This is a genomic window from Vallitalea sediminicola (genome assembly GCF_054408565.1).
On record NZ_BTPT01000025.1, the window covers coordinates 1 to 14,012 of the forward strand.

At 31.6% G+C, this 14,012-nt stretch carries 13 protein-coding genes and 1 pseudogene; 12 read left to right on the forward strand and 2 right to left on the reverse strand.

What is annotated here, in order from left to right:
- Together ACX6CF_RS10670 and ACX6CF_RS10675 are read left to right on the forward strand one after the other, a co-directional pair.
- A partial coding sequence (locus ACX6CF_RS10670; RefSeq protein ID WP_458785311.1) for a hypothetical protein occupies positions 1 to 335 on the forward strand: 335 nt, incomplete at its 5' end.
- Positions 336 to 479: 144 nt separating this feature from the next.
- Positions 480 to 621, forward strand: a pseudogene (locus ACX6CF_RS10675) (IS256 family transposase); the annotation flags it as partial.
- 79 nt (positions 622 to 700) lie between these two features.
- On the opposite strand, the gene truA reads toward ACX6CF_RS10675, so the two are convergent.
- On the reverse strand, positions 701 to 1,450 hold the full coding sequence (gene truA, locus ACX6CF_RS10680; RefSeq protein WP_458785312.1) for a tRNA pseudouridine(38-40) synthase TruA: 750 nt from the start codon (positions 1,448 to 1,450) through the stop codon (positions 701 to 703).
- 967 nt (positions 1,451 to 2,417) lie between these two features.
- Here truA and ACX6CF_RS10685 point away from each other — a divergent pair.
- A complete protein-coding gene (locus ACX6CF_RS10685) occupies positions 2,418 to 2,540 on the forward strand; it encodes a hypothetical protein (RefSeq protein WP_458785313.1) in 123 nt (40 codons plus the stop codon).
- A gap of 224 nt (positions 2,541 to 2,764) precedes the next feature.
- Positions 2,765 to 3,256: an NUDIX hydrolase gene (locus tag ACX6CF_RS10690; protein WP_458785314.1), complete on the forward strand. Its 492-nt coding sequence runs from the start codon at positions 2,765 to 2,767 to the stop codon at positions 3,254 to 3,256.
- Positions 3,257 to 3,303: 47 nt separating this feature from the next.
- Here the strand turns inward: ACX6CF_RS10690 and ACX6CF_RS10695 are convergent, their stop codons facing one another.
- A complete protein-coding gene (locus tag ACX6CF_RS10695) occupies positions 3,304 to 3,516 on the reverse strand; it encodes a hypothetical protein (RefSeq protein WP_458785315.1) in 213 nt (70 codons plus the stop codon).
- Between the two features lie 225 nt (positions 3,517 to 3,741).
- Between ACX6CF_RS10695 and ACX6CF_RS10700 the strand changes: the two genes are divergently transcribed.
- The 8 genes from ACX6CF_RS10700 (at position 3,742) to ACX6CF_RS10735 (ending at position 13,939) form a co-directional block, all read left to right on the forward strand.
- Positions 3,742 to 4,476 carry a Fic family protein gene (locus ACX6CF_RS10700; protein WP_458785316.1) on the forward strand — a complete coding sequence of 245 codons (735 nt, stop codon included), beginning with the start codon at positions 3,742 to 3,744 and terminating at the stop codon, positions 4,474 to 4,476.
- A 575-nt stretch (positions 4,477 to 5,051) separates the two neighbouring features.
- Complete coding sequence (locus tag ACX6CF_RS10705) at positions 5,052 to 5,678, forward strand: DUF6273 domain-containing protein (protein WP_458785317.1); 627 nt, start codon at positions 5,052 to 5,054, stop codon at positions 5,676 to 5,678.
- Positions 5,679 to 5,874: 196 nt separating this feature from the next.
- Entirely contained in the window at positions 5,875 to 7,485 is a 1,611-nt protein-coding gene (locus tag ACX6CF_RS10710; RefSeq protein ID WP_458785318.1) for a S41 family peptidase, read from the forward strand.
- 22 nt (positions 7,486 to 7,507) lie between these two features.
- Entirely contained in the window at positions 7,508 to 8,182 is a 675-nt protein-coding gene (locus ACX6CF_RS10715) for a class I SAM-dependent methyltransferase (RefSeq protein WP_458785319.1), read from the forward strand.
- A gap of 48 nt (positions 8,183 to 8,230) precedes the next feature.
- Positions 8,231 to 8,848 (forward strand): CPBP family intramembrane glutamic endopeptidase, encoded by a 618-nt coding sequence (locus tag ACX6CF_RS10720; RefSeq protein ID WP_458785320.1) that lies wholly within the window; start codon positions 8,231 to 8,233, stop codon positions 8,846 to 8,848.
- Positions 8,849 to 9,082: 234 nt separating this feature from the next.
- Positions 9,083 to 12,448 carry a leucine-rich repeat protein gene (locus tag ACX6CF_RS10725; protein WP_458785321.1) on the forward strand — a complete coding sequence of 1,122 codons (3,366 nt, stop codon included), beginning with the start codon at positions 9,083 to 9,085 and terminating at the stop codon, positions 12,446 to 12,448.
- Positions 12,449 to 12,749: 301 nt separating this feature from the next.
- Entirely contained in the window at positions 12,750 to 13,274 is a 525-nt protein-coding gene (locus tag ACX6CF_RS10730; RefSeq protein WP_458785322.1) for a GNAT family N-acetyltransferase, read from the forward strand.
- A 140-nt stretch (positions 13,275 to 13,414) separates the two neighbouring features.
- Complete coding sequence (locus ACX6CF_RS10735; RefSeq protein WP_458785323.1) at positions 13,415 to 13,939, forward strand: hypothetical protein; 525 nt, start codon at positions 13,415 to 13,417, stop codon at positions 13,937 to 13,939.
- Positions 13,940 to 14,012: the final 73 nt, after the last annotated feature.

Below are 14,012 nucleotides of genomic sequence, written 5' to 3' on the forward strand. Positions count from 1 at the left end.
GACAAGTAGTTAATATTATTACTATATCCAGTACAAGAGAAAAGCTTGATAGAAAATCATATGCCATTGGTTTCATCCAAGGACTTGATAAGAAGTTAAAAGAACAATCAATAAAAATGAAGAATGAGAATAAACAGGAATATGTACTAGTCGCAGTAATGCCAGTACCAATCATAAAAAAATATAATGAAATTGAAAAAGGATTCTCAGGTGACTTCAAAGGTAAAGGAATCAAGAGCAGATTGATTATAATTCTTATCAAAAGGGTAGACAAGATGGGGCAGAAAATCAACGATCCGATAATTTTACGGTCGAAGACCTATAGGAGGCTTTAATTTTTATTTTTAAGCCCTTCCTTGATAGTAGGGTATGCTAAATGAATATAATAGGGCTAAACAGGAGTTGCTTACTGTTTAGCCCTATTTTTTTATTATATTATGGCAAAAAGAAAGAATGCATTTTAAGAAGGAAAACAAAATATCATATCTGCACTTCTACAGGAGTATGATATCAAGTCAGCTGAGGCTGTCCAAGATGCTCTCAAAAATCTACTTCGGTAGAACTATCCAAAGTATGATGGAAGCTAAATTCGATGAACATCTGGGATATGAGCTTTACGAACCCAATTATATTTTTTGAGCTGAGTTTCGCAATTACTAAGTACTGTTCAAAACAGTGTGACTACAGTTATTCCAACTTCTTATATCTCGTAATTTACTTTCACTAATGACAAGGCTCCAGCCATTGCCTTATGTCCTACATCTTCTCTCTCTTTACTTTCTAATGCTCTCTGGACACATCCAATTTTTTTCTGTCCTGAACCAATTTGAATCAATGTCCCAACAATTATTCTTTCCATATTCACTAAAAAACTATTCGCTGTCATGGTTATAATAATTTCATAAGGTGTTTCTTCTACATTTAACTCCATTAAGTTTTTAGTTGCATTTTTTACTTTGTTTCTTGTTGTAAATGCCATATAATTATGTTCACCTACTAATGTGGAAGCCGCTTTTTGCATAAGTTTTACGTCTAACTCTTCTTTCATGACATTTACATAATGTCTTTCGAAAAGTGGACGGTTGAGTGCATCCTTTTTCCATAAACGATATTGATAGGTCACACTTTTAGTTAAATAACGACTATGAAAACGTTCATCCACTGTTTCAATGGATAAAATAACAATATCATCAGGTAAATACTCTTCACAATAAGCACGTACTTCACTAGCTTTATCTTCTGTTTCTGGTACTTTAAAATTAATCAATAGTTCATGAGCATGTACCCCTGCATCTGTATTGACAGCACTGATTACTTCAATACTTTCATTGTAGCGTTTAAATAATATGGTCTCAAATTTCCCTTGAATTGTTAAGTCATCATACGCTTTTGTCTTCTTAAATCCTTTATATCGTTTACCATCATATGCAATCATCATTTTGTAATTCATCATTTATCTCCTTTTGATTCAATCGATTAACTGGTTACGCCTTTTTCCATTAACATCCTATTTATAGAATCCTAAGTCTAGGTCTTATTTTTCCTCTTACTAAATGATAGCATAGAACGAAGAAAAAATCTATTTGAGAATGATATACCTTTTAAATTATACTCATGGCATGGTATCACATCCTATTTTGGTAATGTAAATTATATCTCTTAATTGGTACTTGGCTTTAAAATGTTCTACATAAGGAAAGAGGTACACCATTGAATATGGCCTAGATAGTGGTTGAGGTATTTATTGATCGTATTAAAATAGACCAAAGATCAGTTGTGTGTTGTTTGGAATTTTGAGGATATATTTTAGAGTTTCCTAATCAATACGAGGCTTTTAATTTGGAAAATTTTAATAGGAAATAATGTAGACAGGAATAAATTGGTAGGTGTATAATTTATATAATGTAAGTTGAGAGGATATTTTATGGGAAAAAATACGTGAACAGAAAAATATAGTAGAGGATATTTTTCAAATAGAGAAATTAGTTTTTGACTATAGAAGATTTAGTTATACATCAAATAAAGATGTTTTAAAGGTTCGTAGTAACTATAACACATTATTTCTTGTAGGGAGTTATCCTGTCTTTAGATATATAGCAGAAGATTTTAAGAAAGTAGGGGCAGATGGAGAAGAATTTTATAATAAATATCCTGGATATCATGAACATGCACATTTAGACATGTATATGAACTATAAAGATAACAACATAGTATGTATAGATTATTATGATGAGAGTGTATGGGGATTGTAGGTCTATACATCTCCTAACACAGCAGTTCCCAACACAACCTTTTGACACCGATATTGCTGATTAATGGGTAGTGCCCTGGTGAACAATATCGACGCCAACCCTACGGGACAGGATGCGTAGGGAGACTATGGTTGTCCACCTATAGTTATATAAAATGAGGAACGAATGAAATATTATGTAACATTAGATAAAGCACATACAACAGGTGACTATGCAGATTTTATAGCTATAGCTCCACAAGAAGTAGAAAATAGTTTAAGTATATATTTAGATTTAATTGATAAATAGCCTCCTTTTAAGGCTTTTAATCTAAGTATGATATACTTCATACAGCTGAAAAAGGTTATAGCTAAGATCATTAATTTATTGCATGAAATAAAACAGAAATTATAATAGATTGCAGATTAGAGTAATGGACACCAGAGGATGTCTTAGTTGATTTTTCCCTAATTTCTTGGAGATGGGAAAGGGTGCGTTATTGAATACAGAAAATTATGTAGGAGGGGTGTAGATTGAGTAGTGATATACTTTATAGAACTGAGGAAAGTATTTTTTCATATAGAGTAGGTGGCATATTGATTAATAATGATAAAGTTTTATTGCAGAAGCCCATTAATGATGATGGTTATTCCATACCAGGGGGGCATGTTAATTTTGGAGAGAAATCAGAAGAAGCTTTGATACGGGAGTTTAAAGAAGAGATTAATGCGGATATTAAAGTGGATAGGTTGATTCTAGTGGGAGAGAACTTTTTTCCATGGGGTAAAAGATTATGTCATCAGATTTCACTATATTATACGATTGCATTGTGTGACAATAGCCAAATTCCGCTAAGTGGAAAGTTTAAAGCAATAGATGAGATAGGGAATGAGCGATTTGATTTAGATTTTTGTTGGATATACCTTAATGAGCTTTATGATTTAAAGCTTTATCCCACAAATATCAAAGAAGATATTATATCAATTCCTGAAAATGTAAAGCATTTTGTTTATGTTCATAAATAAGCTTCAGAAACAGGGCTATATAAGACGTAAAAAAGGTGACATAGAAGTTATGAATAAATTATTAGAAGAATATACAATATCCTCTGCAACCCAATCTCTATATTTATAACGTGCATTTTATTCGTATTTAGCAGAGCTGTATTAAATTCAGGAGTACCAGTTTCAAGTACTTCCACATCACTTAGTTCATCATCTAGGATGGGGCATTTCGGTTCTAATTGTTTGATAAGTTCCATTTTTGATAGCAAGTATTTTAGCACAAGTAATCATACCCTCACAGATAGATTGAAACAATATTTTAGGATTAGTAGATAGTCTATTGACCATATTGAAATAGATCATAGAGGGCAATTGACTGTTGTTTGGAATTTTGAAGATATATTTTAATAAATAGTTTTAAGGTATTAAATATTGGTTGGAAAAATCATAGACAGAGAGAACTATATGAGTTAGAATAAAGGAAAAAGATAGTGGTGGTGAAAAATATGTTCGAAAAAGCTACAAAAATGAAAGAAAAATTGGATACATTGAGACCATTGCCATCATATACTGTTCAAAGTATAAGAGACAAGTTACTATTAGATTGGACTTATAATTCAAATGCTATAGAGGGAAATACCCTTACATTGATTGAAACCAAAGTTGTACTAGAAGGTATAACAATAGGTGGAAAAAGGCTAAGTGAACATCTAGAAGTTATCAATCATAAAGATGCCATAATTTATGTAGAAGAAATTGTGAAAAGTAAAGAAGATTTAACAGAGTGGCAGATAAAGAATATACACCGTTTAGTTTTAAAGGGTATAGATGATGCAAATGCTGGGCAATACAGAAAACAAAATGTTATTATATCGGGAGCAAAGCATATACCTCCAGATTATCTCGTATTAAAGGATAAGATGAATAAATTTATAAAATGGTATATGTCCAAAGATGCCAAGGAGATGCATCCAATTGAGAGAGCTGCTAGAGTACATGGTGATTTCGTTAAGATTCATCCGTTTATAGATGGAAATGGACGGACAGCAAGGCTATTATTAAATCTTGAATTAATGAAAAGTGGCTATCCACCAATAGTCATTAAGAATAGTGAACGAATGAGGTATTATGAAGCATTGGATAAAGCACATACGATGGGTGATTATACGGACTTTATAGCTATTGTTGAACAGGAAGTTGAAAATAGTTTGAGTATATATTTAAATTTGATAGATAAATAGTCTCCTTCTTGAGGAGGCTTTTATTCTTTAAAACTTTTTTAAAATAAAGTAATAGAGTAGACAGGTATGGATTAGTAGGGGCATAATGTATATGTTGTAAGTTATAAATATTAATATAGATATTCGAGAGCTTATAAGTTAGACGACATAAATTGATTAGTATTTCACTGGAGGTGGTAATTTGAATAGGGAAGAATTGTTAGTGAAGAAAGTACTACAACATTATTTAAAATAAAAATTGAGTTTGTACCTAAACAATAACATGGACAGTACTATTATTTTCAGATGCTAATCTAAAATATATATGTCGATGAGTGTAATTATGAATGCTGGAAACCAATGGTAGGTATTGATGAACCAAAGACAAGTCCAAATTTAGAGATGTGTAATTTGAGTGTATGGTTGATTACCCGATATGTAAGAGCAAGAACTTAGTGAAATAATAGCTTTTTATATTAAAAGGAATACTGGAAACTTGAGGATGTTGAATAATTTATAGGGAGGAAGTATAAGTATGTTTTACAAAAGATTAGAAGCAGAACTACAGAAAAATATTATACTAGAGGAGAAAGAGAATGAGAGAATTTAATATTGGTTCTATCCTGCAATTCGGCGGTTATCATTGGCGTATTCTTGATATACAAGGTAATACAGCCTTGATTATAACTGAAAACATGATTAAACAACACCCCTATAATGATTGCGCTGGTGATGTGACATGGGCTGACTGCTCGCTAAGAAAATATCTTAATGGTGAGTTTTACAACAAATTCACCACGGTCGAACAGTCAAGAATTACTCCGGTATTAAGCAAAAACCAGGACAATCAGTGGTACGGTTCAAGAGGCGGAGAAGATACTCGGGATTACATATTTCTTCTAAGCATTGAAGAAGTAGTTTGCAAATATTTCGGTGACAGTAGTAAAAATCTTGAAAACCCCAGTGCTAAACAACGATACTGGTTTCAAAGGAAAGACAAAAACAACAACAAGCGAGGATCTACATTGGATGGGTATGTATGGTGGTGGTGGCTTCGGTCGCCAGGGCGTGACAATAGAAGAGCTGTATATATCCACGGCGACGGCAATATAGGCATCCAGGGAAACGGTACTTTTCGCTACAGTAGCAAGACGATTCACCCTTCAACAGGCGATAACAGCGGCGGAGTTCGTCCCGCTTTATGGTTGAGCTTGGAATTATAAACCTTGGGGCACTTTTTCCTTATAGAGGGTGCTTATTACTGAATCAAAGAGTTTCCTTATCAAATAATGACCATTATTATATACATTATTTACAGGAGAGGAGTAGATTATGAAAATTACAAAAAAACTGTGCATGTTAATCCTTTTAATATTCATAGTTTACTTATGTGTGGGATGTCAAATTAAGGACGAGGACATGAGTAATGATAATACATACTATAATGGAGTCTATACGATACAATATCCATCAAATTGGTTGGTGCCAAAATTAATATCCCATGTAGAGGGTCCATATTCAGTGTTTTTTTCACAGAATGATGGTCAACTCCAATTGAATGTAAAGATTATGCGTTACTATGAAAATTATTTGGAAGAGGCTATGAATAAAAATAAAGATGAATTTAACATGGAAGAGTATACTGTTGGTGGGAATAAAGGATGTAAACTTAGCATCAATAAGAATGAAAAGATAATAAATACTTTATATTATGGCGAAAAAAAAGATATGCTTATTGAGTTTAAGTTTGAATGCAGCACTGATGATTATAGTATCTATCAAGCCTCTATGGAAAAGATAGTAGATAGCTTAGAGTTCGATGATTTTGGATCTGCCAAGGAATTAAGTGGAGACAATCAGTATACCTACAGTCCAAAAGTGAGGGGAAACCGAGAAGATAAATGGTTGGCTGATATTGAATTTATTACAAAAGAACTGCCTAAGAATCATATTAATTTATTCTATGAGTTAGAGGAAGAAGATTTTTACAACAACATAGAGCTTATAAAAGAAAAAATCCCTACACTAACTGATGATGAAATAATTGTGGAAGTAAGTAAACTGATTGCATCTGTAAGTGATGAGCATACTCAATTTGTTTTGAAAGATCAATTGCGATATCCCTTTAGATTTTATTATTTTGAAGATGGAATTTATCTTTTAAGTTCGGTACCTGAGTATAGTGAATATATAGGCTGCAAGCTCAAAAGCATTAATAGCAAAAGTGTTGAGGAAATTATTAGCTTATTTCGTCCAATTTTTTCTTATGATAATGAAGCTAGATTTAAGGAAATGGTTGTAAAGCAAATTGTGATTTCCCAATTTTTGAAGGGGTTAAAGGTTATCAATTCCGAAACAGCGGAATTTGTCTTTATAGATAAAAATGGAGATGAGAAGAATATTCAAGCAGTTGCTACAGGATTTAAAAATTCAGCTATGAAGAATTTAAACACAGAGGCATCTCAAACCATGCTGTACTTAAAGAACACGGATAAGAATTATTGGTATGAATTTATGGAGGATAAAAGAATATTGTATTTTAATTATAATTCTTGTTTTAATATGAAAGAAAAATCTTTCGAAGATTTTAATAAGGAACTTTTTGACTTCATTGATAGTCATGATATTAATAAATTGGTAGTTGACTTAAGAAATAATGGGGGTGGAAAGTCACCCATATTAGATCCATTTTTTGTGGAACTTAAGAAAAGGGAAAATTTAGACCAGTCAAATAAACTGTTTGTTATAGTGGGGAGAGAGACATTTTCATCAGCGGTTATCAATGCATTAACATTTAAGAATAATACTAATGCAATAATTTTGGGGGAACCTACAGGAGGTAAGCCAAATCATTTTGGAGAAATCCTTTATTTAAATTTAAGCAATAATAATATTATGATAAGTTATTCAACAAAATACATTACCACATCAAAGGAAGATATAGACTCATTGATACCAGATATTATTGTTCAGCCAAGTGCGGATGATTATTTTAATGGTATAGATTCAGTCATGGAGAGGATTTTATAGTTTTTGAGAGTGAGGTTTATTAATGAAAAATAACTATTATGCACAAAAATTAAATTCAACAATGTTGTTCAAGGCATACGAAACTAATATACCCAGAGTAAAACAGTATTTGGATGCGGAAATCTCTTTTGTCAGAGATAACTTGACAAGCAGTGAAAGGGTTTTGGAATTAGGTGCAGGTTATGGACGTATTATTAAGGAATTGGCAGGAGATTGTAAATCAATTGTTGGTATTGATGTTTCCGAAGAAAGTGTTGCGTTAGGAAAAGAATACTTGAAGGATAGTTACAATGCAAAGATTATGACTATGGACGTACATAATCTTCAGTTTGAAGAAAAATTTGATGTAATACTTTGTTTGCAAAATGGTTTATCTGCAATGAAGATTAAATCAACTGATTTGATTGAGAAGATTTTGAGAATGGTTGTGAGTGGCGGGAAAGTTTTTTTCAGTACTTATAGTGAAAAATTTTGGAAGTATAGGCTAATGTGGTTTCAAGAACAAGTTGATAAGGGGTTACTAGGTGAGATTGATTATGAAAAAACAAAGGATGGAGTTATTATTTGTAAAGATGGTTTTAAAGCTATTACGCATACTCAGAAAGTTTTAGAAGAGATTGGAGATTCATCAGGGTATGACTACAAAATTCATGAAGTAGATGAGTCAAGTGTTTTTCTTGTTATCCATAAAAATTAGACTGAAAAAGTGAAAAGAGTTTTATATTATTATGGGGAGTGAATGTATTTGGATGTATTAGTAAGTGCGATTATTCAAGTAATAGTTTTATCTATCATACCATTTTTTTGGTGGCTGATAACCAGTAGAAAAAAGGTGAGTTTCTTTAGGTGGGTAGGTATAAAAGTACCAAAGATCAAAAATAAGAGGTTATATTTTATTTCGTTCATACTTATTGTATTATTGTCTTTAATCCCTATGTATATTATTTTTCGATTATTTATTAGTGTCGATGCAACTGGTATAGCTATTTCACAGTTTCAAGGTCAAAGAATATCAGCTCTACTCCCTGCATTGGTATGGGCATTTTTACAAACTGGATTATCAGAAGAGATATTTTTTAGGGGTTTCTTAAATAAAAGGTTAATAAATAAATTTGGATTTGAATTAGGTAATAGTATTCAGAGTCTAATATTTGGTTTAATGCATGGAGTATTTCTTTTTTCAGTAGTAGGAGTAGTAGGGGCAATAGTGATAACTGGATTAACTGGTATAGCAGGATGGTTTCATGGGTGGATGAATGAAAAACAATCGGATGGATCTATTATATCAAGCTGGTTATTGCATGGGATAGGTAATATTATAGTAGCAGTTTTAGATATGTTTAATCTAATAGCGTACATATGATAATAAACTTCAAGGGGTGGAATTTGGCTAATGAAATAACATAAACGCACTTTTTGAAATGAATTTAAAAACAAACAGAATGACTTAAGTCACTTTAGAGCGACTAAAGTCATTTTTTTATGTCTAAATAAGTAACTCTAGGATTATGATAAGTTACTTCCGCTATATTGTAAATAACTTATGCTTTTAATAAGATAAGACTAGGTGAAAATAGAAATTAAAGGAGGATTTTTAATGAAAAAGATAATAATATTAATAATAGTGATTGTGTGTTTTATGAGTATAAATGCAGTTTGTTATGCAATTGAAACTACCGACGGATTATTTGACTACGAAACTGCGTATGATAGTGGCAATAATAAATATGTTATTATTACAGATTATAATGGTAGTGATACCACAGTTAATATACCAGCTATGGTAGATGTGAGTTTTTCTCATGATGGTAGTATGCCTACTCCTGTAAGGAAAATTCAGTATGCTACTTTCCAGTGGGAAGATGCATTAACTAGTATAACAATACCAAATACAGTAAGAGAAATTGGTCCAAGTGCATTTCATGGATGTTCTTCATTGACAAGTTTATTAATACCAGAAGGTGTAGAAATAATTGGAGGCAGTGCTTTTAAGCAGTGTAGTGGCATTACTACTATCTCTATCCCTAGTACTATAACTAGTCTTGGAGATAATGCTTTTGAACGTTGCACTAATTTACAGAGCATCAATATAAATGTAAATAATAATGACTATAAATCTATAGATGGAGTTCTATTTACTAAGGATGGAAGAGAATTACTACGTTACCCTGAAGGAAAATTAGATACTTCTTACACTATACCAAGTAATGCAACTATTCTAGGTGATAAATCCTTTTACAATTGTGGTATTTTAGAAAATATAATAATACATAATGATGTAACTACTATAGGATTAAGTGTGTTTTGCCAATGTATAAAATTAACTGATGTAGTAATTCCAGAAAGCGTAACAGATATTGGTGGATCTGCTTTTTCCCAGTGTCCAAAGCTAACTAAATTAACAATACTTAACCCAAATGCAGATATAGGAATGTACCTTTATACTGGTAGCTTTCGTGTAGTAGTATATTGTTATGAAGACTCTACTGCTAAAACATATGTAATGACAGATGCTGATGGTAGTAACAGACCGTGGCATCCTATACCAGAAGTGAAAAATGAGATACCGAATCAGACAGCCGCAGTTGGGTTTGCTTTTAATTATGAAGTCCCTACTGATACATTCAACGATACATACAATTATACCTATGGGTATACAGCTACTGGAATGCCAACAGGTATAACATTTGATGAAAGTTCAAAGACTTTTTCAGGTGTGCCAACAGCTACAGGGAGCTACGATGTAACAATTACAATGACAGAAGCAGGTTATAGTGTAAGTGATACGTTTACTATAATTGTAACTGCGACTAATACATCTCCAACAGTATCTAGTGAAATACCAGACCAACAAGGAGAAGTAGGTGTTGAATTTAGTTATACAATTCCTATTGGTACATTTACAAACGTAGATGGATTTACATATACTGCTGAGGGAATGCCAAGTGGTATAACTTTTAGTGGTAGTTCTAAAACATTCACAGGTACTCCTACAGTTGCTGATCTATATATGGTAACCGTAACAGTAAGTGATGGTAATAATAGTATCACTGATACTTTTAATCTAACTGTTAATAATTCAGACAATACAGCACCAACAGTAGCTAACGAAATACCAGATCAAACAGCAACAGTTGGCAAAGCGTTTACATATGTAATACCTGAAAATACTTTTACAGATGCTGAGAATGATACTTTAACATATTCTATGTCTACAACAAATTCAGCTATAATTTTTGATGGAGATACAAGAACTCTTATATATACACCAACTACCGAAGACACTGTAAGTGTAACTATAACTGTTACTGATGAAGGCGAAGAAGAAACATCAGATACATTTGAAATAAGTGTGATAAAACCGCCTGTTTTTACTGCTCTATCAGTAACTGATATCACGAAAATGGATGCTAAAGTTATATTTTCGGTAGATAAAGATTGTACATATGAAGTGATAGTACTTATGCCACGTCCGTCATATGAAGGTCCTTATTGGATTATATCAGATGGAAAGCAGACAGGCAGCATAGCAGCAGGAGACGAAGTAACACTGACAGTAGATAGAACTTTGGGAGAATTAAATGCTAACTTGTCAGTAGGGACTGAATATGCAATATGTGTACGTGTAGCTGATAGTAATAACAATTATGTGTTAGAGCATATTTTGTTTACTACTATGAAAAATGACAATACAAATACACCAATAGCACTATCAATGCAGTCAAGAAGTTATAGCCGTATTACTCTTACACCTACAAATTGCTATGAGTACAAAATGGGAACTGGTACATGGCAAGATAGTAATGTATTCACAGGGCTAAATGCAAGCACAGAGTATGTATTTACACAAAGAATTAAAGAAACAGATAGCACATATCAATCCGTAGAGAGTGATAGCATAACAATATCTACAACAGCTAGACCATCAACTGGTAGTGAATCGTTTTCTAGTGATAGTGATAATTCAGAGCCAAAGTCAGTAGCAGGTGCAAAAACAATATCATTAAGCAAAAAAGGCAAAGATACAACTTTTACCATAAAGCAGGAAGATATTGAAGTGAGTTTTAATGGTACAGCATTTGAGGGTTTAAAAAAGAAGAATGTTCAAGCTAAGATTGACCAAGTAGATAAAAAAGACTTGAAACTTTCCAAAGAACTAGAAGAACAAGTTGGAGATTTACCAATATTTGATATATCAATATTTGTAGATGGTAAGAAAACTAATTTTGAATCTGAAAAGCCTATAATAATTGAGATACCAATCAATGGGGACTATGAAAACCATAAAGTAGTTGCAGTATATATTGATGAAACAGGAAATATAGAGATGATGGAAGGCATTGTAGTCAATGGAGTAATGAGATTTACTACAAATCATTTAAGTAATTATGCACTAATGTATGTTGATAAAACCTTTGATGATGTCACTACATATTGGGGCAAAATAGCTATTGAGACACTTGCTAGTAGAGAAGTGATTAACGGAAAAAGTGAAACTATCTTTGATCCTAATGGCGAAATAACTAGAGCAGAATTTACAGCTCTTATAGTTAGATTTTTTGATTTTACATCACAGAGTGAAGATAACTATAGTGATATAGATGGGGATAAGTGGTATACAGATTACATATCTATTGCAAAGAATAATAATATTTTACCTGAGGTATATGGTAACACATTTGAGCCAAGTAAAGAAATAACACGGGAAGAAATGATGTATATACTTTACAAATCCCTTGAAGTTACAGAAAGACTAGATAACTTTGATGACGAAGGTGATAAGCTAGAAGATTTTACTGATAATAATGAGATGTCAAGTTATGCCATAAAAGGAGCTAACTATCTAATAAGTAGAGATATAATCAATGGTAGTGATAACAATATGATTAATCCTACTGGCACTTCTACTAGAGCAGAAGTAGCTCAAATGCTGTGCAATATGATTATCAGTAAGAAAAACTAAATAAAGAAAGATTAATGAGTTGTGGGAGGGCATACGTAAAAAAGTATGCCCTCTATTCTTATATCAAAATAAAGGTGCAATGATCGTCATAGATGGGTTTGTTTTTAATATGCAATATTTCACATGTAAGTAATATACTAATTTATTGAAAATGGTAAATGAAGGGTATATAATTGAGCATAGATTGATTCTGTATATCAATGCTAGAAAGGAGTGATTGTGATGAAAAGTCTAGTTTATTATAAAAACAAGTCGTATATAGAGGTGAAAAAAGACTAGGTAGAAAAGGGAAAAATAATAAATGATATTTGAGAAAATTAATAGTAATCACATTGATGAAATGGCAGATATTACACTTGGAGAATATGAAGAAGAATGTAGTAAAGTACTTGAGTTACCAAAGAAAGATTATAAAGATTTATTTTGCGGGATGTTATCAGATATGGTTAGCAATATAAAATATGGGTTGAACCAAGAACAATCAATAAGTAGAAAATCAAGATTTTTTACTGCTAATATTCAAGATAAGATAATTGGATATTTAGAGATTAAACCATCAGGTGAAACCTTTGTAGATGATGATACTGAGACAATGCATATCTGTGGTGCATATATATACCCTGAATATAGAGGAACAGGGATATATAATAATTTGATAGCCTTTATGATAGAAAAATTAAAGAAAGAAAAGTATAAGCGTTGTGGTGTGGATTTTGAAAGTATTAATCCAAATGCAAATAAATTTTGGTTGAAATATTTTACACCATATACATATAGTCTAGTGAGACGAATAGATGAAAGAAGCAAATTGAACTTTATCAAATAAAGGTATGTTATATGTAAAAGGGGCTAATAGGATGATTTTATTCCTCATTGTAAAATAACCGATGTTAGATTAAAATGGTTAGAATAGGATATATGCAATATTAATTATATGTATGGTATAAAGATGGGAGGTAGTTATATATGCAGCAACGAACTCGATATATTAGTAGCATAATAATTATAATGATAGTATTTAGTTTAGTAGCATGTTCTACTAACAATGAAGCAAATAATACTAAAGAAGTTAATCAAACACAGGTTAATCAAGAAATACATGAAGAAGATGGAAATGACAATCCACAACCAACTAAAAGTAGCGCACTAGTAGATAATGAAGCTAATAAAATAGATAACCACCCTAAAAAGAAATATGAAATTAGTGATAACACAAGGATTAATGAATATTTTAAAATTAATAAAGATATCAGAATGATTAGTTTCGATGACCAATCAATGAAATCATTTGATGTAAAGAATAATGGAATAGATTTTATAAATGAAATTTATAGTACTGACAAAAAAGTTATACATACTCAACCATTAAAAGATAATGAAAAGGTATTTTGTGTTAGTGATAGAATAATAGGCATTAATTCTAATAAAGGATTAAGTTTGATGTACTATGATGCTAATTTTGATAGAGTATATAGTTACCCAATATTTTAGATATTAAAAAATTATCTAATAATGATTTTGTAGTTGTTATTAAATTGGACGATAATAAAGTTAGACTAAAAGT

What these genes read in the sequence shown, in the direction of transcription:
- truA (WP_458785312.1), bottom strand. Translation starts at nt 1,450, where the DNA reads ATGAATTACAAAATGATGATTGCATATGATGGTAAACGATATAAAGGA.
- ACX6CF_RS10685 (WP_458785313.1), top strand. Translation starts at nt 2,418, where the DNA reads ATGAAATATTATGTAACATTAGATAAAGCACATACAACAGGTGACTAT.
- ACX6CF_RS10700 (WP_458785316.1), top strand. Translation starts at nt 3,742, where the DNA reads ATGTTCGAAAAAGCTACAAAAATGAAAGAAAAATTGGATACATTGAGA.
- ACX6CF_RS10705 (WP_458785317.1), top strand. Translation starts at nt 5,052, where the DNA reads ATGAGAGAATTTAATATTGGTTCTATCCTGCAATTCGGCGGTTATCAT.
- ACX6CF_RS10710 (WP_458785318.1), top strand. Translation starts at nt 5,875, where the DNA reads ATGAGTAATGATAATACATACTATAATGGAGTCTATACGATACAATAT.
- ACX6CF_RS10715 (WP_458785319.1), top strand. Translation starts at nt 7,508, where the DNA reads ATGAAAAATAACTATTATGCACAAAAATTAAATTCAACAATGTTGTTC.
- ACX6CF_RS10725 (WP_458785321.1), top strand. Translation starts at nt 9,083, where the DNA reads ATGAAAAAGATAATAATATTAATAATAGTGATTGTGTGTTTTATGAGT.
- ACX6CF_RS10730 (WP_458785322.1), top strand. Translation starts at nt 12,750, where the DNA reads ATGATATTTGAGAAAATTAATAGTAATCACATTGATGAAATGGCAGAT.
- ACX6CF_RS10735 (WP_458785323.1), top strand. Translation starts at nt 13,415, where the DNA reads ATGCAGCAACGAACTCGATATATTAGTAGCATAATAATTATAATGATA.